The 24,183-nt window shown below is 69.3% G+C and carries 21 protein-coding genes; 18 read left to right on the top strand and 3 right to left on the bottom strand.

Going from position 1 to position 24,183, the window contains the following annotated elements:
* Positions 1-35: 35 nt before the first annotated feature.
* The 4 genes from dnaX (at position 36) to recR (ending at position 3,184) form a co-directional block, all read left to right on the top strand.
* A complete protein-coding gene (gene dnaX / locus AC16DP_RS46635; RefSeq protein WP_329732863.1) occupies positions 36-1,253 on the top strand; it encodes a DNA polymerase III subunit gamma/tau in 1,218 nt (405 codons plus the stop codon).
* A 76-nt stretch (positions 1,254-1,329) separates the two neighbouring features.
* On the top strand, positions 1,330-2,178 hold the full coding sequence (locus AC16DP_RS46630) for a DNA polymerase III subunit gamma/tau (protein ID WP_329732864.1): 849 nt from the start codon (positions 1,330-1,332) through the stop codon (positions 2,176-2,178).
* Positions 2,179-2,266: 88 nt separating this feature from the next.
* Entirely contained in the window at positions 2,267-2,584 is a 318-nt protein-coding gene (locus AC16DP_RS46625) for a YbaB/EbfC family nucleoid-associated protein (protein ID WP_329732865.1), read from the top strand.
* A 6-nt stretch (positions 2,585-2,590) separates the two neighbouring features.
* Entirely contained in the window at positions 2,591-3,184 is a 594-nt protein-coding gene (gene recR, locus AC16DP_RS46620) for a recombination mediator RecR (RefSeq protein ID WP_043399060.1), read from the top strand.
* A gap of 10 nt (positions 3,185-3,194) precedes the next feature.
* Here recR and AC16DP_RS46615 read toward each other — a convergent pair whose 3' ends face one another.
* From AC16DP_RS46615 to AC16DP_RS46605, 3 genes are read right to left on the bottom strand one after another with little or no spacing between them, the layout of a single operon-like run.
* A complete protein-coding gene (locus tag AC16DP_RS46615; RefSeq protein ID WP_329732866.1) occupies positions 3,195-4,997 on the bottom strand; it encodes a protein kinase domain-containing protein in 1,803 nt (600 codons plus the stop codon).
* A gap of 7 nt (positions 4,998-5,004) precedes the next feature.
* On the bottom strand, positions 5,005-6,984 hold the full coding sequence (locus tag AC16DP_RS46610; RefSeq protein WP_329732867.1) for a FecR family protein: 1,980 nt from the start codon (positions 6,982-6,984) through the stop codon (positions 5,005-5,007).
* Positions 6,981-8,399 carry an MSCRAMM family protein gene (locus AC16DP_RS46605; protein ID WP_329732868.1) on the bottom strand — a complete coding sequence of 473 codons (1,419 nt, stop codon included), beginning with the start codon at positions 8,397-8,399 and terminating at the stop codon, positions 6,981-6,983. Before AC16DP_RS46605 ends, AC16DP_RS46610 begins: the two co-directional genes overlap by 4 nt.
* Positions 8,400-8,813: 414 nt before the next feature.
* Here AC16DP_RS46605 and mglB point away from each other — a divergent pair, with 414 nt between their 5' ends.
* From mglB to AC16DP_RS46535, 14 genes are all read left to right on the top strand, one after another.
* Entirely contained in the window at positions 8,814-9,293 is a 480-nt protein-coding gene (gene mglB, locus AC16DP_RS46600) for a gliding-motility regulator GTPase-activating protein MglB (RefSeq protein WP_047856129.1), read from the top strand.
* Positions 9,294-9,304: 11 nt separating this feature from the next.
* Positions 9,305-9,892: a gliding-motility regulator Ras-like GTPase MglA gene (mglA, locus tag AC16DP_RS46595; protein ID WP_047856128.1), complete on the top strand. Its 588-nt coding sequence runs from the start codon at positions 9,305-9,307 to the stop codon at positions 9,890-9,892.
* A 51-nt stretch (positions 9,893-9,943) separates the two neighbouring features.
* The gene (locus tag AC16DP_RS46590) at positions 9,944-10,672 is read left to right on the top strand and encodes a dihydrolipoamide acetyltransferase (protein WP_329732869.1); all 729 of its coding nucleotides are present in this window, start codon (positions 9,944-9,946) and stop codon (positions 10,670-10,672) included.
* Between the two features lie 10 nt (positions 10,673-10,682).
* On the top strand, positions 10,683-13,049 hold the full coding sequence (locus tag AC16DP_RS46585) for a tetratricopeptide repeat protein (RefSeq protein WP_329732870.1): 2,367 nt from the start codon (positions 10,683-10,685) through the stop codon (positions 13,047-13,049).
* 294 nt (positions 13,050-13,343) lie between these two features.
* Positions 13,344-14,117, top strand: a complete 774-nt coding sequence (locus tag AC16DP_RS46580; protein ID WP_329732871.1) for a hypothetical protein — start codon at positions 13,344-13,346, stop codon at positions 14,115-14,117.
* Entirely contained in the window at positions 14,114-14,797 is a 684-nt protein-coding gene (locus tag AC16DP_RS46575; RefSeq protein ID WP_329732872.1) for a hypothetical protein, read from the top strand. Before AC16DP_RS46580 ends, AC16DP_RS46575 begins: the two co-directional genes overlap by 4 nt.
* 106 nt (positions 14,798-14,903) lie before the next feature.
* Positions 14,904-18,179, top strand: a complete 3,276-nt coding sequence (locus AC16DP_RS46570) for a tetratricopeptide repeat protein (protein ID WP_329732873.1) — start codon at positions 14,904-14,906, stop codon at positions 18,177-18,179.
* Entirely contained in the window at positions 18,176-19,369 is a 1,194-nt protein-coding gene (locus tag AC16DP_RS46565; RefSeq protein ID WP_329732874.1) for a tetratricopeptide repeat protein, read from the top strand. Before AC16DP_RS46570 ends, AC16DP_RS46565 begins: the two co-directional genes overlap by 4 nt.
* Before the next feature lie 8 nt (positions 19,370-19,377).
* Complete coding sequence (locus AC16DP_RS46560) at positions 19,378-19,662, top strand: hypothetical protein (RefSeq protein WP_329732875.1); 285 nt, start codon at positions 19,378-19,380, stop codon at positions 19,660-19,662.
* Between the two features lie 24 nt (positions 19,663-19,686).
* Positions 19,687-21,048, top strand: coding sequence for an AgmX/PglI C-terminal domain-containing protein (locus AC16DP_RS46555; RefSeq protein ID WP_329732876.1), 1,362 nt, complete (start codon positions 19,687-19,689; stop codon positions 21,046-21,048).
* Between the two features lie 38 nt (positions 21,049-21,086).
* Positions 21,087-21,536 carry a cyclic nucleotide-binding domain-containing protein gene (locus tag AC16DP_RS46550; RefSeq protein WP_329732877.1) on the top strand — a complete coding sequence of 150 codons (450 nt, stop codon included), beginning with the start codon at positions 21,087-21,089 and terminating at the stop codon, positions 21,534-21,536.
* Between the two features lie 76 nt (positions 21,537-21,612).
* Complete coding sequence (locus AC16DP_RS46545) at positions 21,613-22,170, top strand: hypothetical protein (RefSeq protein WP_329732878.1); 558 nt, start codon at positions 21,613-21,615, stop codon at positions 22,168-22,170.
* A 120-nt stretch (positions 22,171-22,290) separates the two neighbouring features.
* Positions 22,291-23,532: a hypothetical protein gene (locus tag AC16DP_RS46540; RefSeq protein WP_329732879.1), complete on the top strand. Its 1,242-nt coding sequence runs from the start codon at positions 22,291-22,293 to the stop codon at positions 23,530-23,532.
* A 14-nt stretch (positions 23,533-23,546) separates the two neighbouring features.
* Complete coding sequence (locus AC16DP_RS46535; RefSeq protein WP_329732880.1) at positions 23,547-24,158, top strand: polysaccharide biosynthesis/export family protein; 612 nt, start codon at positions 23,547-23,549, stop codon at positions 24,156-24,158.
* Positions 24,159-24,183: the final 25 nt, after the last annotated feature.

Below are 24,183 nucleotides of genomic sequence, written 5' to 3'. Positions count from 1 at the left end.
CTGGAGTGTTCTCCGTGTTTAGATTCGCCGCCCCCATGAGCTACCTCGTCCTCGCCCGTAAATGGCGCCCGCAGACCTTCGACGACATGACCGGCCAGGAGCACGTGGTCCGGACGGTCGCCAACGCCATCAAGATGAACCGGGTGGCGCACGCCTACCTGTTCTGCGGCCCACGAGGCGTGGGCAAGACGACCGCCGCCCGCCTGCTCGCCAAGGCCCTCAACTGTGAGAAGGGCCCCACCCCCGAGCCCTGTGGCAAGTGCCAGGCGTGCACGGAGATCGCCGCGGGCACGTCCGTGGACGTGGCGGAGATCGACGGTGCCTCCAACAACGGCGTGGAGAACGTCCGGGAGATCCGCGAGAACGCCAAGTACCTGCCGCAGCGCGACCGGCACAAGATCTACATCATCGACGAGGTCCACATGCTCTCGGGAGCCGCGTTCAACGCGCTCCTGAAGACGCTCGAGGAGCCGCCCGGGCACGTGAAGTTCATCTTCGCGACCACCGAGGCCCACAAGCTCCCGGACACCATCCTCTCGCGCTGCCAGCGCCACAACTTCCGCCGCATCTCCGCGGCCGTGATGCTCCAGCGGCTCAAGTACATCTGCGAGCAGGAGAAGGTCGCCATCTCCGAGCGGGCGCTCTCCATGGTGGTGCGCCAGTCCGAGGGCGGCATGCGCGACGCGCTCAGCCTCCTGGATCAGATCTTCTCCGCCTGCGGCCCCGAGCCCAAGGACGAGGACATCGCCGACGCGCTGGGTACCATCGATCGCACGGTGGTGCAGGACTTCGCCGAGGCGCTGGTGCGCAAGGACGCCAGGCGCGTGCTCGAGCGCGTGGAGGAGGTCTTCAACCGCGGCACGGACCTCAAGCGCCTCACCGAGGAGCTCGCGCTGCAGCTGCGCCACCTCTTCGTCGCCAAGACGCTGGGCGAGGCCCCCGCGGAGCTCGCCGAGTCCGAGCGCAACGCGCTCACCGCCCTGGCCAAGGACGCGGACCCGGCGCAGATCTCCCGCCTCTTCGACGTGGTGCACGGGTGCGTGTGGGAGGTGTCTCGCGCGGCCCATCCCCGGCTCGCGCTGGAGATGGCGCTGCTCAAGGCCATCCAGCTCTCGCCGGTCGGCTCCATCCCGGAGCTGCTCGCCCGCGTGGATCGTCTCGCTTCCGGCCTCGGTCCCACCGAGGACGCGCGCAAGGTAGCTGCTGGGGCGCCCGGAGGTCGCTCCAGTCCCGCCAACTTTCGCTCCCACTGAGCGTCCCCCGGAGCCCGCCCGGGCCCCTGCCCCACCGCCTCGCGCGCCCGAGCCCGCCGCACCTCCCGCGGCGGCCATGGCCCCGTCGCGTCCGATGGAGGCCCCCCGGGGTCCGGCTCCGGCCTCGTCGCCCTTCGGCATGTCTCGCGGCGGCCCCGTGCCCGTCGCACGCGCGCCCGAGGCCCCCGCGCCCACGCAGCCCGTGGTGCGCGTGACGAACGTGCGTCTGCCTCCGCAGCCGCCGCAGCCCCCTCCTCCCGTCGACGACGAGCGCTATTTCCCCGAGGAGGCCTCCCCCGAGGGCTGTGCCTCCGGTGAGTGCCTGCCGGACGCGCCGCCCGTACCTCCCGCCGAGCCTGAACCGGAGGCCGAGTCCGTCCGGCCCTTCGACGTCCACCACGCGGGGCGCGCCGCGGTCCCCATGGCCGCCTCGGGCCGCGACAACCCCCGGAAGCCACTCCAGGACCGGTGGCGCGCCGCGGTGGACACCGTGCGCGATGCCTCCGGCCGGCACGCCAAGTCGCTCGCCTGTGGCCGCCTGCTGTGGATCCGCGAGGGCGAGGTGGCCATCGGCTACGTCCCCAAGGACGGCTTCCACAAGACGACCGTGGCCGGAGCCGCCGGGCGCACCATCGTGGAGAAGGCCCTCTCCGAGCACTTCGGCCGCCCCACGAAGCTCGTGGTGCAGGACGCCTCCGAGAACGACGCCCCGGGTCCTGGCGCGGGCCTCATCAGCATCGCCCAGGAGGACGCCCAGGAGCGCGCCGCCTACGAGAAGAGCACCGAGGGCCGTGTGCGCACCCACCCCGCCATCCGCGCCACCCTGAAGTTCCTCGGGGGCGAAATCGAACACATCCAGGTGTACGACCAGCCCGCGCGCCCGGTGGCCGCCCCGACGAACGACCTCCCCGACGAGAGCCCCTGACAATCGGCTCGCCCGACGCTAGGGTGCGCGTTTCGCACGACACCGAGCGGTCTTCCGATGCCCGCTCGCACGCCCTACGAGGAAGCTCATGCCCGGCATCGACTTGAACTACTTCATCCGTCAGGCCAACAAGCTCACGGAGAAGATCGAACAGCGCAAGAAGGAGCTGGCCGAAGAGACCGTCGAGGCCAAGGCCGGCGACGGCCGCGTCACCGTGGTCGCCAACTGCGTGCAGGAGATCAGGAGCATCAAGATCGACAAGTCCCTCGTGGACCCCAACGACCTGGGCATGCTCGAGGACCTGGTCACCGCCGGCGTCAACGCCGCCCTGGCGAGCAGCCGTGAGAAGATGCAGCGCGAGCTCGGAAAGATCTCGGGCGGCGTGAAGATCCCCGGCATTACTTGATAGCGAATGACTCCTGATCCGCTCAACCGGCTGGTCGCCCAGCTCGCGAAGCTTCCCGGTATCGGGGAGAAGACCGCGCAGCGGCTGGCGTTCCACATCCTCCGCGCCCCGGGCGAGTACGCCCAGGAGCTGTCCCAGGCCATCCGCGAGGTGAAGGAGAAGGTGCACCTGTGCGCCCGCTGCTTCTCCCTCACGGACTCGGAGCTGTGCGGCTTCTGCCGGGACAACCGGCGCGACGAGCGCACCCTGTGCGTCGTGGAGACGTTCGCGGACCTGATGGCCCTGGAGCGCACCCGCGAGTTCAAGGGGCGCTACCACGTGCTGCACGGCGTGCTCTCGCCGCTGGACGGCGTGGGCCCCGAGCAGCTGCGCATCAAGGAGCTGCTCACGCGTCTGGGGGACGGGCATGTCGAGGAGATCATCCTCGCCACCAACCCGGACGTGGAGGGCGAGGCCACCGCGCTCTACCTCACGCGGCTGCTCAAGCCGATGGGCATCCGGGTGAGCCGCATCGCCCAGGGCCTGCCCATGGGCGGCGACCTCGAGTACGCCGACCAGGCCACGCTGGCCAAGGCGCTCAGCGCCCGGCGCGAGCTGTGAGCCATCCCGGCTAACGCGTCACGCGGTAGCCGAAGGGCAGCACCACCGTCACTTCCTTGTCCCGGTGCGCCGGGAAGCGCAGGCGCTCCACCTGCTTCTCCAGGCACTTGCCCACGGGCCGCGCCGCCAGCGGTCCCTGCGTGGCCGCGTCCGCCTTGCCCGAGGAGTAGATGGTGAAGCGCACCTGCACGTTGCCCTCGTCCGAGGGCAGGTCGCGCTTGAACTGCTCGAAGCACGACATGATGCGCGCCCGGTTGCGCGACACCACCCGCTGGATGTCCGCGGCCTCCAGCGTCACGCGCTTCTGCGTACGCACCGTGCTCTTCGTCGCGGGGGGCTCGGCCTGCTCGGCGGGCGGAGCCTCGGTGGACTCCGGCGCCGCGGCCAGCGCCGCCTGCGCGGGCGGAACCTGAGCCGAAGGCGCGGCCTCGGCGACAGCGGTTCCAGCGCTCCCCGGTGAAGCGGCTGCCGGTGCCACAGGAGCGGTCTCCGTGGGGGCCGGCGGAGGCTCCGAGAGCGGAGCGGCCTGGACCACGGGCCGCGGCGCCGGCTGAGTCACCGGCTCCGCGGGAGCCGTTCCGAAGTGGCGTCCCACCACGAACGCCCCACCCGCCAGCAGCAGGCAGCCCGCCACGACCCCCAGGACGATTCCACGCCAGCGCGAGGAGCCGGCCCTCGCGCCGTTCGTGGCGGGCTGGGGGGAAGCGGCGCCCGTCCGCGTCTCGGAGGCGATGCCAGGCATGGAGCCCGACAGCCGCATCGAGGACCCGGTGACCGTCTCCGGCACGGAGTGCCCGGACTGCTTCAGCGTCGTGAGGGTCGGGATGCGCGTCTTCTCCCCGTAGCGCTCCTCGCCGAAGCTGCCGCGCAGGTACGCGGCCAGTTGGGAGCCCGTCGTCCGCTGGGGCTCCTTCGACAGGAGGTGCTCCAGGTCATCCGCGAACTCCGCGGCGGTGGGGTAGCGCTCCTCGGGGTCGTAGGCCATCGCCCGGAGCACCACCATCTCCAGCTCCGGCGACAGGTCGGGCCGCAGCTCGCGAGGCGGCCGGAAGTCTCCCTCCAGCAGCGCGCTGAGCACCGCCAGGTCGTTGTCCCGGGCGAAGGGCCGCACATGGGTGAGCGCCTCGTAGAGGCTCACGCCCAGCGCGAAGACGTCCGCGCGCCGGTCCACCTGGCCCCCCCGCGCCTGCTCCGGCGCCATGTAGATGTACTTGCCCTTCACCACGCCGGTGCGCGTGTGGGCCTGGCGCGACTCGTACTTGGAGATGCCGAAGTCCAGCACCTTCACCTGGCCCTCGTACGTCACGTACAGGTTCGAGGGCGAGATGTCCCGGTGGACGATGTTCAGCCGCCGGCCCGTCTCGTCGGCGAACTCGTGGGCGTAGTGCAGGCCCCGCGCCGCCTCCACGAGCACGCGCATCACCAGCGGCACCGGGACGTACTCGCCCCGGAAGCTCGCCGTGCGCACCGTGGTGGAGAAGTCCTCCCCCGGCAGGTACTCCATGCAGATGTAGTAGCAGCCGTCCGTGAAGCCCAGGTCCTGGATCTGCACGATGTTCGGATGCGACAGCTTCGCCGCCAGCCGGGCCTCGTCGCGGAACATCTCCACGAACTCGGGCATGCCCGAGAGATGGGCCAGCATCCGCTTGATGACGACGTTGCGCTCGAAGCCGTCCGCGCCCACCCGCTTGGCGAGGAAGATCTCCGCCATGCCACCCTCGGCCAGCTTGCGCACCAGCACGTACTGGCCATAGGCCCGGAGCTGAGCGTCGGGGCTGCCTCCAGCGGCATTTCCGGTGTCGGGCGTCGTCATGCGGGCCTCACTTCAGGGTGCGCACCGTATACACATCCGGTGCACCGGGGCGTGACAGCTTGAATACAACGAGGGGTGGCCGTCCCTCCGGCACCACCCAGGTATTGAACCGGTGCTTCGAGTCGAGGTTCACCGGCCGCCCGTTCACGAAGAGCTTCGAGTCCACCGGAGCCACGCCCGTCACGCGCACGCGAGGGCCGGCGCGCACGCCTTCCCGGGGTGCGTTGATGACGAGCGTGGGCACCGAGTTGTCGAAGACGAGCTCCAGCTTGTTCATCCGCCCGCCGCGAATCGGCTGGCCACTCGAGGCCACCGGGGTGACGGACCAGAGGAAGCTGCCCTCGTTCAGCACACCGGCCTCGAGCGGCACCGCGGGCGCGGAGGCGGACCGCTCCGCCACGGGCTTGCGAAGCTCGCCGGTCCGGTACACCGCCACCTTGTAGGACGCCGCGCCCTGCACCGCCTCACAGGTGAAGGTGACGGCCGGGGGCTTGTCCTGGAAGAAGATGGTCGTCTTCTCCGGCCCTTCCGGTACCCGGTTGCGCAGCCGGTCCAGCTCGCCCTTCGTGGAGCGCTCCGGCCCGAAGGACGCATGGCCCCGCGCCACCGCCGAGCCGTCCGGCCGCCGCACCCGCCAATACAGCGAGCCCCGCGCCGGAGGCGTCACGTTGACGAAGCCATTCCGCGCCGCGCCCGCCAGCACCGGCTTCTTGAAGTCCGCATCCGAGGCCACCTCCACCCGCACCTCGCCCGCCTCCTCCCACGTGAGGGCCACTTCCGACAGGCGCCGCTGGAACACCTGCTGGCCCTCGGCCGAGGGCAGTGCGAGCTGCGCCCGCTCCAGGGCCTCCACCTTCGCGGAGTCCTCGCCCGCCACGGTGGCCCGCTCGCCCGCGTGCAGCGGCTCGCGCGCCCCACCGCGCACCAGCGTCACGTCACCCGCGCGCGTGTCCACGGTGAAGCCATCCCCCGTGCGCCGCACGTCGAGCCGGGCCTCCCCGCTGCTCTCCAGCGAGAGCCCCGGCAGCACCACCCGGCTGGCCCTCCCGGGAGCCAGCATCAGCCCCAGCTCGCCCTTGCGCAGGTCCAACCGCGCCTCGTCCGTCGAGCCCGCCCGGGACACGTCCTCCACCACCAGCTCGCCCCCCGTGCCCAGCGAGAGCGTGGACTCCGAGCCCTCCAGCTTCAGCAGCGCCGTGCCCTGACGCACGCGCACGCTGTCACCGGCCTTGAGCGCCTCGCCATTCCGGTCCACCCCGCGCCACCGCGCACTGCCCTTCTGGCGCCACTCGGCGCGGCCCGTCCCGGCATGCACCGTCACCTCGACGGGCGCCAGCTCCAGCACGCGCGCCGTCACCCCCTCCGCCTTCACGGAAGCCACCTGGCCCTGCTCGGCCTTCAGCGTCTGCCCGTTCTTCGCCACCACCTCCACGGTGCCCAGCAGCACCTCCACGCGGCCCTCCTCCGGGCCCACGTCCACCTTCACCGCGCTGCCATCCGCCCCCACGCGCGTGAGGCCGAACGGGGTGAGCAGGGTGAGCTGCACTCTCGGGCCAGAGGGCGGGCCCGCGGACCCCTTCGGCGGGTCCGCCGGCACCCGCGACAGCACGAAGCCGCGCGACACCGCCATCACCACGCCGCTCGAGTCCTCCTCCAGCACGAAACGCGCGTCCGGCCCCACCTCCACCGTGCGCCCGTCGGCGAAGCGCACCGTGACGCCTCCGTCCGCGCCCGTCTCCACCGCGTCACCGCGCGACAGCGGGCCCCGCACCGCCGGAGACTGCTTGCCCCCGCGCTCCAGCCGCGCCTCGCCCGTCACGCTCACCAGCCGCGCGAGCTCCACGGCCTTCTTCTCAGGCACCGCCACCGGATTCTTCTGCTCCACGGCGGCGGGAGGAGGCGGCGCGGGCGCGGGCTCTTCGTCCCCGCAGGCGGCGGCCAGCAGCAGACACAGCGCGGACACGAGACGAGGACGGAGGGAGCTCACCGGGATTTGGGGAAGAGATCGACGTTGAAGATGGCTTGTTCGCCGTCGCGGACGGTGACGACCTTGGTCTGGGGCAGATGCCCGGGAGCCGAGAAGACGAGACGATACCTACCTTGCTTGAGTTGGACCTGGAAAGTCCCCCGGGCGTCCGTGCGGCGGCGGATCCTCGCCTCGGGGATGACCAGCAGGGCTTGCAGGGGCTTGCCCCTCCGCACGCTGCGCACCTGCCCGGACAGGGTGGCGAGCGCTCCCTGCCGCCCGAACACCAACGAGACGGGCAGCTCCGTCTCCGTCCCCGCCGCGATCGCCACCGCCTCCTGCGCCGTCCGGAAGCCCTCGGCCGACACTTTCACCTCCAAGGGGCCAGGCCCCAGCCCCTCCACGCGAACCTGACCCGTCGCGTCGGTGAGAAGCTCGCGGGTGCCTACCGCCACGGCCGCGCCCGGCAGCGGCTTGCCACTGCGCGCATCCACCACTGACACCCGCAGTGCGCCCACGCGCGGCTCCGGACGCGCCCGCACCACCCACTCCGCGCGCTCGCCCGCCGTCACGGTGACGCGCTCCTCCGCGGGCAGATACCCCCCCGCGCTCACCCGCGCGAGCACCTCGCCCGGCGGCAGCGGCACGTCCGTCAACCGCCCGTCCGCGCCGGCCACCCGCGGCGCCTGCTCCACGCCGCCCGCCGTCAGCACCACCCGGGCCTCGGGCAGCGGCTGGCCGGTGTCCGCGTCCACCACCGTCAGCACGAGCTCGCCCGTCTCCGGCCTCGCGCCGTCCGCGCCTCCCAGGGAGAGCTCGAAGGCCACGCCCGCGCGGCTGATGGACTGGCGCGACACCCCACCGTCCGCCGTCGTCAGCGCGTCGCGCACGTACTGGTAATCCAGCACCAGCGCCCCACCCCACTCGCCCCGCCGCAGCACCGGGACGAGCAGCGCCCCTCCGGCCGCGAAGCCATTCGACGCGGAGCCGATGGCCACCGGCAGCTCTCCGCGCACCTCCGCGCGCAGGCGCCAGGGCAGCGGCACCAGCACCCGGGCTCCCACCAGCGCGGCATGTCGCGCCGTGGGCACGAGTTGCACCTGTCCCGTGCTGGAGGAGAAGACCGGCAGCTGCGCGAAGCCGTAACCGGCACTCAGCTCTGCGCGCACCGGCCCCAGGAAGACGCGCGCCGCCGGCCCCACCGAGGCCCTCACCAGTGCGCCCCCCGTCACGGCATCCGGGCCCAACGAGAGGCTGAAGCCCTCGCGCTGCACGCTGACCCACGCGCCCAGCCAGCCCTCGCCGAAGGCCGAGAGCCCCAGCGCCACGTCATTGGGCGTCATGCCCGAGTACGACACCACCGGCCCCGCCTCCTGGGCCCCCTCCCGGAAGGCCAGCCCGTAGCGCAACCGCACCGACGCCCGCTCCGCGGACACTCCCTGGGCCCACGCGCTGATCGGCACCCCCAGGGTGAGCGCAAGTAGGAGAACGGCGAAAAAGGGACGGGAACGGAACGGCACGGCCGGAGTATAGTGAAGACTCGACAGGTCCCCTCGAAACTGGAAGCGACCGGGTTTCCAGTCCCCTTCCTACCTCGGAAGATGCCCCCGCATGAGCCCCTCTCCCCTCCCGCCAACCCCGAGCAGGCAACCTCTGTGGGCACGTGCCTGCACGCCAGCCCCGGGAGCACCTGGTTCCAGGGAAAGAGGTGGCTTCTTGCCGGGTTGGAAGGGCTTTGCTAAAGCTCCCCCGGTCGGGAGCGCCGCACCTAACCTCCGAAATTCATTCCGGAAACCTTCGGGGGCCGCGGGAGTCAAGGTCGAGCGAGACGCTTAGGAGCGTAAACGCCCATGGGCACGCAACTGGTGATGTACGAAGAGGAGTTCACCAAGATCAACGCGGTTTGCGACCGGCTGACCAAGGACGCGAACGCGAAGGTGGTGTTCCTCGTCGACAAGAACGGGCAACTCATCTCTTCCGCGGGACAGACGCAGAACATCGACACCACCTCACTGGCCTCGCTGACGGCCGGTAACGTGGCGGCGATGGGCGGTCTCGCGAAGCTGATTGGCGAAAACGAGTTCCCCCATCAATTCCATGAAGGGGCCAAGGACTCGTTGTACATGACCATCGTCGGGAGCCGGGTGGTGCTGGTCGTCATCTTCGACAACCGGACCAGCCTCGGCCTGGTGCGCCTGCGCATCAAGAAGGCCAGTGACGAGCTGACCAAGATCTTCGAGAGCCTCGTGAAGAAGACGGATGGTCCCGGGGCCGGCTCTCCGTTCGCCGAGATTTCCGACGACGATATCGACAACCTCTTCAGCGAGTAACCCGGGAAGCCATGTCCTTCATCAACTACTCGTCTCGCGAAATCAACTGCAAGATCGTCTACTACGGTCCCGGGTTGTGCGGGAAGACGACGAACCTGCAGTACATCTACAACAAGACCGCCGCGGAGACGAAGGGCAAGCTCATCTCGCTCTCCACCGAGACGGATCGCACGCTCTTCTTCGACTTCCTCCCGCTGTCGCTGGGTGAGATCCGCGGCTTCAAGACGCGCTTCCACCTGTACACGGTGCCGGGCCAGGTCTTCTACGACGCCAGCCGCAAGCTCATCCTCAAGGGCGTGGACGGTGTGGTGTTCGTGGCCGACAGCCAGGTCGAGCGCATGGAGGCCAACATGGAGTCGTTGGAGAACCTCCGCATCAACCTGGCCGAGCAGGGCTACGACCTGAACAAGATCCCGTCCGTGATGCAGTACAACAAGCGGGACCTGCCCAACGCCGTGACGGTCGAGGAGATGCACAAGTCGCTCAACCAGCGCAACATCCCCGAGTACCAGGCGGTGGCGCCCACCGGCGTCGGCGTGTTCGACACGCTCAAGGCGGTGGCCAAGCTGGTGCTGACGGAGCTGAAGAAGGGCGGCTAGGCCGTGGGGCGGGCCGCTTCCAGGTCCGCCCACAGACGAGGTCGCTCCTTCGTGCGCTCCACCTCCACCACCCTCCGAGTGCTGGCCGTGGCGTGCACGGCCATGTGGGCCCCTGCCTTCGGGCAGCAGGGCCCTTCTGTCGTTTCCACGCCGGCCCCCACCCAGGCTCCCGCCGCCTCGCAGGCGCGCACGGCGGACGAGGCCTTCAACACCCGGGTGAAGACGCTGGAGGAGCAGGTCGTCGACCTGAAGGAGAAGATCTACCGCTCCAAGGCGCGCCTGCAGCTGTTGCAGGAGACGGTGCTCGGAGGAGACCTCTCCACGGGAGCGCGCGCGGTGCTCGTGCACCGCAACGAGATGGGTGACTCGTTCGTGCTGGAATCGGTGGCGTACGCGCTGGACGGCGCGCCCGTCTACACCCGCACGGACGAGACCGAGGAGCTGTCCAAGAGCAAGGAGTTGGAGATCTTCACCGGCCGCATCGTGCCGGGCCAGCACCAGGTGGCCGTGCGGCTCGTCTACCGCGGCCATGGCTTCGGCGTGTTCAGCTACCTCGAGGGCTACCGCTTCAAGGTGCAATCCAGCTACACCTTCAACGCCGAGCCGGGGAAGGTGACGACGGTGCGCGTGGTGGGCTTCGAGAAGGGAGGAGTGACCACGGACCTGCAGGACCGGCCGGCGGTGCGCTACGACATCGAGTCGTCGCGCGACTCCGGAAAGCCGAAGCCGGCCCCGGACGCCGCTCCGCCGCCTCCCGCCGCGGCCTCCGAAACGAAGTAGAGGGCCGGCCTTGAGCACGTCGCGCCTCCACGCCCTGCTGCTCACGGCGGCCACGCTCGTGGCTCCCGGCTCCACGCGCGCCGCGGAGGCCCCTGCCCCGCCCCCGCCTTCCGCCCAGGAGCTGACCTCGCGGCTGGAGCAGGTGTCCGGACAGCTGAAGACCGCCGAGGAGAACCTCCGCTTCGTCGAGACGCAGTTCACCCAGCGCCCCGAGCCCGGTGAGGACGAGCTGCTGCTGCGGCGCTTCTCGGACGGGGAGATTCAGTACCAGCTGGAGGACTGGGCCGCCGCGTCGGTGCTCTTCTACGACCTGGTGGGCGACCCGAAGTTCCGCGCCCAGGGGCGCTACCCGGACGCGCTCTTCTACCTGGGGGACTCGCTCTACCGGCAGCAGAACTACGTCGGCGCGCGCATCTACCTGCGCGAGCTGCTCACCCAGAGCAGCACGAAGCACTACCGGGATGCGCTCGTGCGCTACGTGGAGATCGCCGGCCGGCTCAACCAGTTCACCGGCATCGACGAGTACATCGAGCGGGCGCGGCGCCTGTCGAGTGGCCAGCTGCCCCCGGAGCTCGAGTACGTCTACGCCAAGTGGCTCTTCAAGCGGACGGACCTGCCCGAAACGGAACGGCGCCAGCGCGCCCGCGCGGCCTTCCAGCCCCTGGCCAGCACCGCGGGCGGACGCTTCCAGAAGCAGAGCGCGTACTTCCTCGGCGTGCTGTCCGTGCAGGAGGGGAACTACGCGGGCGCCGTGGAGCAGTTCCGCCCCCTGGCCACCGAGGCGGTGCAGGAGCCGGAGCTGCGGCGGCTCCAGGAGCTGGCGAGCCTGTCACTGGGACGGCTGCTCTACGAGCTGGGACGCCTGGATGAGGCGCTCGACCGGTACGCGGAGGTTCCGCGCGAGAGCGAGGCCTTCGTGGATTCGCTCTACGAGATGGCATGGGTGCACGTGAAGAAGGGGGACTACGAGAAGGCGAAGAACGCCACGGACATCCTCCTGCTCGTGGGGCCCGAGTCCCCCGTCGCCCCCGATGCCCGCATCCTCCAGGGGCACCTGCTGCTCAAGCTGCACAAGTACGACGAGGCCACCGCCACGTACGAGGAGGTCATCGGAACCTACAAGCCGGTGCGGGACCAGGTGGACGCGCTGCTGAAGGCGAACCAGGACCCCGTCGCGTATTTCGACAGGCTGCTGGCGCGCAACGAGCGCACCCTGGACGTCACCACGCTGCTGCCGCCGATGGCGCTCCAGTTCGCCACCACCCAGGAAGAGGTGGCGAAGGCGGTGGCGATGCAGAAGGACATCGACAGCAGCAGCGAGAGCGTGGACGACTCGAAGGCCATCGCCACCCGCATCCTCCGGGCCCTGGACGAGCGCGGCCTCCAGGTGTTCCCCGAGCTGCAGGAGGGCTACCAGCGGGCGGACGCGGTGGACAGCGCGCTGGTGCGCACGGAGCAGCACCTGGTGCAGGTGGAGGGGGACGTGCTGCGGGGACGGCTGCGCCCCGAGGAGCTCACCGCGCTGGAGACGGTGCGCCGTGAGCGCGAGGCCCTGGGCGCTCGGCTGGCGACCCTGCCCACCACGCCCCAGGAACTGGAGACACGGCGGGAGCGGATGCAGTCCAAGGTGGACGAGCTGGACCGCGACGCCTTCCAGCTGGGCTTCGAAATCCAAAGCATGGAGGCCATCTCCATCGCGGTGCGCAAGTTGTTGGAGGACACGCGCGCCGAGCGCACCAGCACGCCCGAGGAGGAGCAGGAGTTCCTCGACCAGCTGCGCAACGAGGAGCAGGCGGTGGAGACGCGCAAGGCCGAGCTCAAGCTGCTCCGCTCGCGCCTGGCGGATGAGCGTGCGTCCGCGAGTGCCTTCGTGTCGGGTGAGGACGTCCTGCGCGTGCAGTACCGCGAGCTTCTCCAGCGCGAGCACGCCCTGCTGACCGCCGCCGAGCAGCGGCTGTCCGGAGAGGACGCGGCGCTGGTGGCCCGGACGCACGAGACGCGCCAGCGCTCGGAGGCCCTGCGCGCCCGGGTGGACACGGCCCGGCAGGTGCTGCGCGCCCAGGTGGAGCAGCGCGGCGCGGTCATCAAGGGCAAGGTGCTGGCCGAGCAGCGGTTGCTCCAGGACTACCACCAGGAAGTCGTCAGCGTGTCCGGCGACGCGCGCAACCTGGTGGGCCGCATCGCCTTCGAGAGCATCCAGAAGGTGCGCAAGCAGTTCTATGACCTCGTCCTCAAGGCGGACGTGGGCCTGGTGGACGTGGCCTTCACCCGCAAGCAGGACAAGACGTCGGAGATCCAGAAGCTCTCCGCGCAGAAGGACAAGGATCTGCACGACCTCGAGAAGGAGTTCGAGGAAGTCCTCAAGGACGAGAAGTAGAGAGCGTCCTCAGCGCATCCCCAAGGATTGCAGACGGTTGGCGAGCCTCCCCCAGGAGCCACGCGACTCTACACTCGCGTCACATCACATGACTTTTGAAGTAGTGTCCGGTAGAATCCCAGGCCGGAGATTGCGCCATGCGCGCAGGCACTGGTACGCTCTCCCCGGGTATAGGGGTTTCCATGCTTTGACTGGAGATTCCTGGTACGCTTTTTTTGGGGCTGGATGGGGAGGACGAGCGAGAACAAGAGCGAACAGGCACCGGGAGCGAATCCTGGCCACTGGAAGGGAGCCATGGCTTACGAGAATGCACGCAGATGGTTGCCAGGAGCCCTGCTGGCTTCGACTCTGATGGTCTCGGGATGTTCGTCTTCTCAAGCCATTGAAGGGGTCGTACGACCCAAGCCAGGAGAGCCGCTCCTGGAGAGTCTCCCCGGACCGATGCCGGGCTTTGGACCCTTCGACTCCTATTCGGATGCTCTGCTCTCAGCCTGCTCGCTCATTCTTTCAAAACCGAATGCGAACGCTGGACGAGTTGGAGACCAGGACTTCCAACTTCGCTGGCGGATTTCAAATGAGTACTGCGCATGGCTCTACTACACGCCTGAGCGCAAGTATGAAATGAGCATGCTGACGGATCAGCACAAGCTGGATGACCTGAATGGAAGAAGGAGTTGCCTGCTTCCATCGTCCGTGGATGACTCGCGCTATCCGCAAGACAGCCTCAAATACATCTTCGCACTGCACAATCATCCCTACGGCAGCACGATCTCCAGGGACGACATCCGTCTCATCGTCGCAGAAGGAGCGCAGCACGGCCTTGAAATCCACACGAAGGATGGAGTTTCGCAACTCTCCATCGTGGCCTTCTTCTCGAATCGAGCCACTGAGCCTTCGTGTGACGGCTTTCATCAATACATCCCCTCCACCCATCAAATCTTGAGGTGGACCAAGACAGAAAACCAATGGCGTTGCAAACAAACGGGGCGCGTTGATTGGCATGCTGATGGGAAGCGCTTCTCCATCACGGAAACAAACGCCGCATGCTTCAGCAAGGGGGAGCCATGAAATATCCACTCATTTTGACCACCCTGCTGACCTCGAGCTGCGTGCTCTTTCCGAAGCCGCCTCCGGAAGACCTGTCCATCCGGTTTCCGGACTTCTACAAAAGCTTCCCGACCCTCGTTGGACAACAGGGTCAACCGTATGAATTGGACGGTGTGACACTCAGGGCTATCGGTATCGCCGCCAATGATTTCATCCCTCCGGGATACAAGGGCCGGACGTGCTGGGATAGGCAAGAGGCGCATCTCTACCGAGTCATCCGCCAGGGCGACATCATCTTCGTGGATATCTCCACGAACCCAGCGGCCTGCGAACAAAGCGCCATCCCAATGGACGGCGGAGCGAAGTACGCCATCAGCACCGATGGCCGCATCCTCCGTCGCTTGTTCGACGGTGAGCCCGAGGATTTGAGCCCGGCTTCCGGGACCGCGGAGCAGGAGTCGCAGGGCACTCCTTTTCCCGATTCACAAGTTGGCGGCGTCTGGGGCAAGCCAGACCCAAACCTCCCTTCGTCATGGTTCGACGGAGGCACCCGCAGTCCGCCCCCGGAATCACCATCCGCGCCACCTCCCGCCGCAGCCTCGCCCGACGCCGGCTCCCTTGTTCCGGACGGCGGCGTTCAGACTCCGGATGGTGGTTCACCGGGAGCTCCGTCCCCGCCGCTCCCTCCCGACGCGGGATGAGCGGAGGGGGTCGGCTGAAGCCTCTTGCATGGCTGCTCGCCTGCCTGCCCCCACCCGACAGTCCTTGGGAGCCATCCACCGCGTTGGCTAGGATGCGGCGGATTCGATGCGCCGCCCCCTGCTGCTCGCCCTCCTGACGCTGGCCTCCGCGCACGCCGCCGCGCAGGACGAGGCACGTCCGGCGCCAGCCGCCTCGCGCTTCTCGGGACTCGGCCGCACGCCCGAGCAGGAGAAGCTCCTCGAGGAGCTGAGCGAGGCCGTCCAGCGCTACGAGGAGGAGTCCCGCGAGTACAAGCAGGAGATCCAGCGCCTCATCCAGAAGAAGTACCAGGAGAAGCGCGGCCAGCTGGCGGACGCGTACGAGAAGGCCATCTCCAGCATGGAGAGCCAGGAGCGCCAGGAGCGGCTGGAGGCCATCGCCCGCTTCGAGGAGTTCCTCCGGCGCTACCCCGAGGAGCCCCGCTACACCCCGGACGTCATGTTCCGTCTGGCGGAGCTGTACTACGAGCGCTCCAGCGACACGCACCTCGTGGCCATGCGCGAGCAGGAGGAGACACTGCGCTCCCTCCCCGAGGGCGCCGAGCCCCCGCCCGAGCCACAGCCGGATTTCGAGCCGTCCATCTCGCTCTACCGGCAGCTGCTGTCGCGCTTCCCGGACTACCGGCTCAACGACGGCGCGCTGTACCTGCTCGGCTACTGCCTGGAGAAGCAGAACGCCTTCGAGGAGGGCCTCGCCTCCTACCAGCGGCTCATCACCCGCTACCCCACCAGCCGCTTCGCCACCGAGGCCTGGGTGCGTATCGGCGAGTACTACTTCGACGCGTACAGCGATCCCGACGCCCTCACCAAGGCCGCCCAGGCCTACGAGGCCGCCATCCGCGACACGTCGCATCCGCTCTACGACAAGGCCCTCTACAAGCTCGGGTGGACGTACTACCGCATGGACCGCTTCGACGAGGCCGTCGACCGGTTCATCACCCTCGTGGACCTCTACGAGGCCCAGCGCGCCACCCAGGGCGACGAGTCCGGCGGCGGCGACCTGCGCAACGAGGCCCTCCAGTACACCGCCATCTCCTTCGCCGATGACACCTGGGGCGGCCTCGCCAAGGCCCAGGCCTACTTCGCGAAGATCGGCCCCCGCCCCTACGAGCCCGAGGTGTACCGCCGCCTCGGCGATGTCTTCTTCGACCAGACCCACCACGAGGCGGCCATCGCCGCCTATACGCTCGTGCTCCAGAAGGATCCGCTCTCACCGGACGCCCCGCTGCTCCAGCAGAAGCTCGTCCAGGCGTACGAGCGGGACCGCAAGCTGACCGAGTCCTCCGCCGAGGCCCAGAAGCTCTCCGAGCTCTACTCGCCCGGCGCTCAGTGGTACCAGGCGCACCAGCGCGACCCCGACGTACTGGCCACCGCCGACGACCTCACCGAGAAGAGCCTCTACTCCAGCGCCATCTACCACCACCAGCAGGCCCTGGTGTTCAAGCAGGAGGGCAAGTTCGACCAGGCCAAGGCCAGCTTCGAGCTCGCCGCCTCCGGCTACTCCAAGTACCTCGAGCGCTTCCCGCGCAGCAAGAACGCCTACGAGCTCGAGTTCTACGCCGCCGAGTGTCTCTACAACTCGCTCCAGTTCGGCGAGGCCGCCAGGCACTACGAGGCGGTGCGCGACTCCACCCTGGGCAGCAAGTACTTCGCCGAGTCCGCCTTCAGCGCCGTGCTCTCCTGGCAGAAGCAGCTCGAGGTGGACATCAAGGCCGGCAAGCAGCCCGCTCCCACCCCGCTGCGCTCCAGCGAGCGCCCCGAGGGAATGCCCATCCAGCCCTCGCCCCTCACCGCGCTGGAGGCGAAGCTCGTGGCCGTCTCGGACATCCACGTGGCGAAGCTCCCCCAGAGCGAGCGCTCCCCGAGCATCGCCTACAAGGCCGCCGAGCTGTACTACGCCCACGACGACTTCCCCGAGGCGCGCCGCCGCTTCGAGGCCATCGTCAAGGCGTACCCCCAGCACGAGGTGGCCCGCTTCTCCACCAACCTCATCGTGGAGACCTTCCTCATCGGCCAGGACTGGAAGAGCGTCGAGGAGGTCAGCGGTCAGCTCGCCGCCAACAAGGACGTCATCGACCCCAGGAGCGACCTCCACAAGGACCTGGTCCGCTTCAAGCTCGCCGGCCGCTTCAAGCTCGCCGACCAGCTCCTCGCTGAAGGCAAGTACGACGAGGCCGCCGCCAAGTACATCGAGCTCGTCAACGAGGCCCCCCGCCACGAGTTCGCCGACAAGGCCCTCAACAACGCCGCCGTGGCCTACGAGAAGACGCAGCGCTTCGACTCGGCCCTCAAGCTCTACGAGCGCATCTTCCGCGAGTACCCCTCCTCGCCCCTCGCCGATGGCGCCCTCTTCCGCGTGGCCGTCAACGCGCAGAACTCCTACGACTTCGACAAGGCCGTGGAGAGCTACCAGAAGCTGGTGAAGGAGTACCCCGCTTCCAAGGACCGCGAGGCCGCCCTCTTCAACGCCGCCACCCTGCTCGAGGGCCAGCAGCGCTACGCCGAGGCCGCCGCCGCCTTCCAGCGCTACGCCGAGCTCTTCCCCACCGCCGAGGACGCGCCTCGCAACCAGTTCCGCGCCGCCCTCATCCTCGAGAAGCGCGAGGACTGGAAGGGCGAAATCCGCGCCCTGGAGTCCTTCGTGCGCAAATTCTCCTCCCAGCCCGCCCAGGTGGAGCTCGTGGTGGAGGCGAAGCGCCGCATCGGTGATGCGTGGGCCAAGCTGAAGAACGAGAAGGAGGCCCTGCGCGCCTACACGGCCGCCGCCGACGAGTTCGACCGCCGCAAGCTCCAGCCCGAGGTCCAGCCCCGCGCCGCCGATGCCGCCGCCTTCAGCCGCTTCCAGCTCGCCGAGGCCGAGTTCCGGGGCTTCGACAAGCTCAAGATTGGCGGCAAGGGCAAGGCGCTCGAGCGCAGCTTCACCTCCAAGCGCAACGGCGTGAAGTCCGTCAACGACGCCTACGCCCGTGTATTCCCCTACAAGCGCCTGGAGTGGACGCTCGCCGCCCTCTACCGCCGCGGCTATGCCCTGGAGCGCTTCGCCAACACCATCATCGAGACGCCCGTCCCCCCCGACGTGAAGCGGCTCGGCGAGGAGGCCGTGGTGGCCTACCAGGACCTGCTCGCCCAGCAGACCGCCACCCTCGAGGACGCCGCCGTCGAGAGCTACGCCGCCACCCTCCAGGAGGCGCGCAAGAACCGCATCTCCAACGAGTGGACCAAGAAGACCCTCGAGTCGCTCCACCGCTTCCGGCCCAAGGAGTACCCGGTGCTCAAGGAGCCCAAGGACGCCATCGCCTCGGAGCAGCTCTACCCCGAGGGCCTCGTCGGAGGTGGCAGGTGAGCCCTCGCCGTCTGCTCGTCCCGGCCCTGCTGCTGCTCGCCTCCGCTTGCGCCACCACGCCCAAGCCGGCGCCCCAGGCCTCCTCCGCCGCGGCTGTCTCCGCCATGCCGGACGCGGGCACTCCGGACACCGCCGCGAAGAAGGCCGCTCCCCAGGAGGCCACGACCGAGCGCCGCCCCAAGGATGACGCGGCGTGGACGAACCTCGGCATCACCCAGGAGCGGCTGGGCAAGCACGACGAAGCCGAGCGCTCCTACCGTCAGGCCCTGGAGCTCGCGCCGGACTCGCAGGCCGCCTGGGACAACCTCACCCGCCTCCAGTGCCGCACCGGCAAGGCCTCCCAGGCCGAGTCCTCGCTGCGCGAGCTGCTCCAGGCGAAGCCGGACGCCCTCGCTCCCCGCCTCGCACTCGTGCAGGCGCTGCTGTGCCAGAAGAAGCTCGACGCGGCCGCCACCGAGGCCAAGCGCGTCCTCAAGGCCGAGGAACGCAACGTGCGCGCCATGCAGCTGCTCGCCCAGGTGTACTACCGCGAGCGCAAGTACGAGCTGGCCCGCATGGTGCTGGAGAACGCCCGCACCATCTCCCCCGACGAGGCCGCCACCCACAACGCCCTCGGGCTGGTGCTGCTCGCGCTCGGGACGAAGCCCACCGCCCTCGAGTCCTTCAAGAAGGCCTCCGAGCTCAAGCCGGACTTCGCCGAGGCCCGCAACAATTTCGGCGCCCTCCTCAACGAGGCCCAGGACTTCCCCGCCGCCGCCCGCGAGCTGGAGGCCGCCGTCCAGGCCGCTCCCGACTTCGTCTCCGCCCGCCTCAACCTCGGCAACGCGTACCGCGGCCAGGGGGACTTCGCCCGCGCCCTCGCCGAGTACCAGCAGGTGCTCCGCCTCGCCCCCGCCCTGCCCGACACCTACTTCAACCTCGCCATCCTCCACCTCGACGCCGAGCCCAAGGAGCTGGACACGCTCGAACGGCTGCGGGCCTGCCTGTCCTTCTTCGAGCAGTACCGCGCCCGGGGCGGCCGCGACGAGCGCGTGGACGACTACGTCAAGGACGCCCGGAAGGGCATCGAGAAGGAGGAGCGCCGCCGCGAGCGCGAGAAACGCGAGCAGTTGCGCAAGGCCCAACAGGCCGAGCCCCCTGCTTCCGGCGAGTCTCCCACCTCGGATAGAGTCGCCGAGGAGAAGAAGTGAGCCCGCCCATGCGCCCTGCCCTCGCCCTCGTGCTGCTGCTCGCCGCCGCGCCCGCGTCCGCCCAGGACACCGCCGCGTCCAGCGCCCCCCCCCAGCAGACGACCTCCCAGAAGGAGAAGGACGGCAAGAAGCGCAAGGTCATCCGCCTGGACGCCATCACCGTCGAGGGCAACATCCAGAAGCCCCAGGCCTTCTACATCCTCCAGCGCTCCAACCTGAATTTCGACGAGCTCAACAAGGCCGAGAGCTTCACGCCCAAGGTCGTCAAGAGCGTGGAGAAGGAACCCTTCTAGGGTAGGAAGGGTTCCGAGCAGACCATGGCTTCCCCCTCGCCGAACAACCGCATCCTCCGCGTGGGCCTCCTCCAGGGCACCCGCATCCTCGAGGAGCGCCACCTCCACAAGCCCGGTGACTTCACCGTCGGCCAGGATCCGAAGAACTCCCTCGTGCTGCCGCTGCCGGAGCTCCCGGCCAGCTTCCCCGTCTTCGAGTACCGCGCCAGCCAGTACAACCTCGTCTTCACGGACGACATGCGGGGCCGGGTGAACCTCGGCTCCTCGGACGTGGACTTCCAGACGCTGCGCACCCAGGGCATGGCCATGGAGCGGGGCATGCAGTACGTCCTGCCCCTGCAGGAGAGCGCCCGCGGCGTGGTGGAGCTCGACGAGGATCTCCGCCTCTTCTTCCAGTTCATCCAGCCCCTGCCCGCCTCCGAGGCCCCCCGGCTCCCGCCGGATCTCCAGGGCGGCTCGTGGCGGAGCATGGACCGGTTGTTCTTCGGCATCCTCGCCGCCTCGCTGCTGCTCCACTTCTCCGGCGCGGCCCTCATCATCTCCTCCGACCCTCCCCCCGAGCCCGAGCTGGAGCTGGACCAGCTGGATGACCGCTTCGCCCGGGTGCTCATGCCCCCCAAGGTGGAGGAGCCCAAGAAGCAGGCCACCGACACGGCCCAGGCCGCCGCCGACACCGAGAAGGACAAGCCCCAGGCGAACGACTCGGACGACAAGCCCGCCTCGGACACCGCCTCCCGGCCCTCCACCCCCGAGGAGGCCGCCGCCCGGCGCGCCGAGGTGGCCAAGAAGGTCGCCGGCAAGGGCCTGTTGAAGATCCTCGGCTCCTCGGGCGGGGGCGGCGGCGCGTTCTCGGACGTGCTCGGCGGCAGCACCGGCGGCGGGGACATCGCCCAGGCGCTGGCCGGCGCGGGCGGCGTGGGCATCGCCACCGAGGCCTCCGTGGGCGCCAATGGCCCTCGCGGCGGTGGCGAGGGCAAGGTGGCCGGCATCGGCGACCTCGGCACCAGCGGCGGCGGCAAGGTGGACCTCGGCTCCAAGAAGGAGGTGGAGATCTCCGGCCGCGTCTCCGCCGCCACCCCCGAGGTGGACAGCTCCGATGTGGACCGCGAGGCGCTCGCCCGCTACATCAAGACCCGCCTCAAGGCCATCCAGGGCTGCTACGAGAAGGAGCTCAAGCGCAACCCCAGCCTCAAGGGCAAGGTCATGGTGCGCTTCAACATCCTCCCCTCCGGCCGCACCGGGGACATCGAAATCGAGGAAAACACCCTGGGCAGCGACGCCGTGGCCAGCTGCATCCGCACGGTGGTGCGCGGCTGGGTGTTCCCCTTCAAACCAGATGACGAAGTCCCGGTGGCCTACCCGTTCGTCTTCACCCCGGCGGGGTAGACTGGAGCCAGCAACCTGCATCCCGGGGGGTTGGGGTCATGGAGAAGCTGGCCGTCATTTCATCCTCGCCGCTGTTCGAGATGCTCTCCAGCACGGAGCTGGCCTACCTGGCAGAGCTGGCCGAGCAACATCGCTATGAGGCCGGGGAGCCCGTCTTCGAGGAGGGCGAGCCAGGCGACAGCCTCTATGTCATCGTCCGCGGGGAGGTGGAGGTGGTGCGGCGCGACAGCGGCGGAGCCCCCCGGCCCCTCACGGTGCTCACCGCCCCGGACTTCTTCGGGGAGATGAGCCTCATCGACAAGGAGTACCGCTCGGCCACGGTGCGGGCGCGCACGGAGGCGGTGCTGCTGCGGCTCACCACCCAGCACCTGTCCACCTTCCGCCAGACGCACCGCGACGGCTTCACCTTCGTCGTCATCAACATCGCGCGCATCCTGTCGGCCCGGGTGCGCGAGGCCAACGCCCGGCTCACGGCCAGGCAGGCATGAGTGGCCCCGCGCGTTGACACCCCCCGTCCGCCTCTCTAGCGTCGGGGGCATGCACCGCGGGCCTGGAGTCGAGGACATGCGCTACATCGGAGTGCTGGGGATGGTGCTCGCGAGTGGGCTCGCCCTGGCCCAAGCGGCCCCCCGTCCGCCCCCGGCCCCCGTGGCCCTGACGGCGGAGAAGGCCAGCGACGTGCCGGACGCGCAGAAGCTCGAGCGCAGCACCAAGGCGCTCGGCGGCATGCGCGAGGTGCTCCGGGACGTGCTCGCCAAGCTGGAGGAGGCCCGGCGCGCCAAGGACGTGGTGAAGCTCAACTGCGTCAACGAGAAGCTCACGCAGATCAAGGGCCTGCTGCGCATCTCCGAGCAGTCGGACGTGGCGCTCCAGGAGGCCGTGTCCACCCGGGACTCCACCTCCAGTGCGCACGAGTACACCAAGGTGATGATCGCCCAGCAGAAGGTGGCCCAGCTGCGCACCGAGGCGGAGAAGTGCATCGGGCAGCTGGCGTTCCAGGCGGACGAGAACATGTCGGTGGAGGTGGAGGAGCCCACCAATCTGCCCGGGGGAGATCCCACCCAGCCGGCCCCCGTGGACGGGGTCGTCGTCCGCCCGCCGCCCGCCAGCGCCGTGCAGTGAACACATCCGGGTTGCCCCCCCGCCCTCCGGACAGCCGTGGCCGTTGAGGGAAAAGCCAAGTCGTTTCGAGCACAGACGAAGCGCGTGCTATGACCGGGAGCCCGGGGTCTTGACCGTTTCATGACGCAGCCTGCCAACAAGTGGAGGGCCTGGTGCCTGCTGGCCATGGTGGCGTCATGGCCCGCGCTCGGCCAGGCCCCGGGCGGCAACGGCATCAAGGTGGGCGATGGCAGGCTCCACGCCACCTTCGACTTCGAGACGCGCTACGACAGCGCCGCCGGCTACTTCCCGCCCCCGGGTAACACGGACCCCACCGTGGTGTCGGACCAGCTGTCCGGCGAGGCCCTGCTGCACATCCGGCCCGGGCTGCGGCTGGAGCTGCCCGGCAAGCGGGTGGACCTGGAGCTGAAGGGCTACGCCGACTACGTCCACTACACCGGCCTCTTCACCCCCGGCTCCACCAACACCTCGCACCTGCAGGCGCTGGCGGACCTGAATGTCGCCTTCAACAAGGAGGGACAGGTCGGGGTGGAGCTGGTGGATACCCTCCAGCGCTCGGACCGGACGCGCAGCGCGGCGATCGGCGCGGGCGTGCTGTCGCTCTACAACGAGCTGAAGCTGCGCGTGCCGCTGCGGCCCGGAGGTGGAGCCCTCGAGGTGATTCCCCAGGTGGGGTGGGCGCTGGAGCGCTTCCAGCCCATGGGCGCCCTGGCCCCGGTGGGCTGCGGCGGCCCCGAGTGCGACCCGGCCCAGGTGAACCGCTTCGACTACGACGACCTGCGCGCGGGCTTCGAGGGCCGCTGGCGCTTCCTGCCGAAGACGGCCCTGGTGGCGGACGTGGACCTGAACCTGCGCGACTACAGCCGCGGCGGCACCCCGAGTGCGCTGATTCTGAGGGGGAAGGCGGGCCTGGCGGGCCTGGTGACGCCGAAGATCGCCGTCACGGCCACGCTGGGTTGGGGCCAGGACTTCCGCGGCGCCGCGGGGGGTACCTTGATTGCCCAGGTGGAGGGCAGCTACCTGGTGAGCCCGACCACGACCGTGAAGGCCGGCTACGCGCGGACCCTGGAGCCCGTGGCGGCCTTCGGCCAGTTCCGGGATGACCGCGGGTACCTGGAGGGACAGGCCCTGCTCGGCGGCCGGCTCACCCTGCGGGCCACCAGCGCCATGGACTTCCTGAGCTTCGAGGGCGGCCGGCGCGACACCCTCTTCAAGCTGGACGTGGGCCCCCAGTACCAGTTCGAGAAGTGGCTCGTCGGTGGGGCTGGCTACCTGCTCAATACACGGACGTCGACGACCCCGGGCACGGGCATCAACTACTCGCGCCACGAAGGGTATGTTCGGATGACCGTGACGTACTGAGACGGCCTTCCGTGATGCGCTCCTTCCTTCTCTTCGTGCTGCTGCTCGGTGCGGTGACCGCCTGCCGCACCACCCCGCCCACCCAGGCGATCGACGCCTCGGCGCTCCCCGCTTCCCCTGCCTCCGAGATCGCCGAGACCCGGCGGACACTCGGCCCGGGAGACCTGGTGGACGTGCGCGTCTTCCAGGAGCCGGACCACTCGGGCGTGTGGGCCGTGTCTCCCGAGGGCACCATCGACTACCCGCTGTGCGGGAAGGTGCATCTTGCGGGCAGGACCTCGGGCACCGCCGCGGACGCGCTGCGCGAGTGCCTCACCCGCTACCTGCGCCACCCCGAGGTGTCCGTCGCCATCCGCGAGTACAACTCGAAGAAGGTCTTCGTCTTCGGCGAGGTGCAGAAGCCGGGCACGTTCTCCTACGAGGAGGGCATGACCATCATCGAGGCGGTGACGCTGGCTGGTGGCTTCACGAAGCTGGCCTCGCCCAACGGCACCCAGGTGGCCAGGCAGGACGCGGGCCAGCAGTTGAAGATCCGCGTGCCGGTGAAGGACATCCGTGACGGCGCGGAGAAGAACTTCGCCCTGCGGCCGGGTGACATCGTCTACGTGCCGGAGAGCTTCTTCTAGCCATTTAGCCGCGCGGAGGTGTGTG

The organism is Archangium sp. (genome assembly GCF_057119385.1).
The sequence above is the reverse complement of the archived record's forward strand: the minus strand, read 5'-3'. Positions and strand labels throughout refer to the sequence as shown.

What these genes read in the sequence shown, in the direction of transcription:
- dnaX (WP_329732863.1), top strand. Translation starts at nt 36, where the DNA reads ATGAGCTACCTCGTCCTCGCCCGTAAATGGCGCCCGCAGACCTTCGAC.
- AC16DP_RS46630 (WP_329732864.1), top strand. Translation starts at nt 1,330, where the DNA reads ATGGCCCCGTCGCGTCCGATGGAGGCCCCCCGGGGTCCGGCTCCGGCC.
- AC16DP_RS46625 (WP_329732865.1), top strand. Translation starts at nt 2,267, where the DNA reads ATGCCCGGCATCGACTTGAACTACTTCATCCGTCAGGCCAACAAGCTC.
- recR (WP_043399060.1), top strand. Translation starts at nt 2,591, where the DNA reads ATGACTCCTGATCCGCTCAACCGGCTGGTCGCCCAGCTCGCGAAGCTT.
- AC16DP_RS46615 (WP_329732866.1), bottom strand. Translation starts at nt 4,997, where the DNA reads ATGACGACGCCCGACACCGGAAATGCCGCTGGAGGCAGCCCCGACGCT.
- mglB (WP_047856129.1), top strand. Translation starts at nt 8,814, where the DNA reads ATGGGCACGCAACTGGTGATGTACGAAGAGGAGTTCACCAAGATCAAC.
- mglA (WP_047856128.1), top strand. Translation starts at nt 9,305, where the DNA reads ATGTCCTTCATCAACTACTCGTCTCGCGAAATCAACTGCAAGATCGTC.
- AC16DP_RS46580 (WP_329732871.1), top strand. Translation starts at nt 13,344, where the DNA reads ATGGCTTACGAGAATGCACGCAGATGGTTGCCAGGAGCCCTGCTGGCT.
- AC16DP_RS46575 (WP_329732872.1), top strand. Translation starts at nt 14,114, where the DNA reads ATGAAATATCCACTCATTTTGACCACCCTGCTGACCTCGAGCTGCGTG.
- AC16DP_RS46570 (WP_329732873.1), top strand. Translation starts at nt 14,904, where the DNA reads ATGCGCCGCCCCCTGCTGCTCGCCCTCCTGACGCTGGCCTCCGCGCAC.
- AC16DP_RS46560 (WP_329732875.1), top strand. Translation starts at nt 19,378, where the DNA reads ATGCGCCCTGCCCTCGCCCTCGTGCTGCTGCTCGCCGCCGCGCCCGCG.
- AC16DP_RS46555 (WP_329732876.1), top strand. Translation starts at nt 19,687, where the DNA reads ATGGCTTCCCCCTCGCCGAACAACCGCATCCTCCGCGTGGGCCTCCTC.
- AC16DP_RS46550 (WP_329732877.1), top strand. Translation starts at nt 21,087, where the DNA reads ATGGAGAAGCTGGCCGTCATTTCATCCTCGCCGCTGTTCGAGATGCTC.
- AC16DP_RS46545 (WP_329732878.1), top strand. Translation starts at nt 21,613, where the DNA reads ATGCGCTACATCGGAGTGCTGGGGATGGTGCTCGCGAGTGGGCTCGCC.
- AC16DP_RS46540 (WP_329732879.1), top strand. Translation starts at nt 22,291, where the DNA reads ATGACGCAGCCTGCCAACAAGTGGAGGGCCTGGTGCCTGCTGGCCATG.
- AC16DP_RS46535 (WP_329732880.1), top strand. Translation starts at nt 23,547, where the DNA reads ATGCGCTCCTTCCTTCTCTTCGTGCTGCTGCTCGGTGCGGTGACCGCC.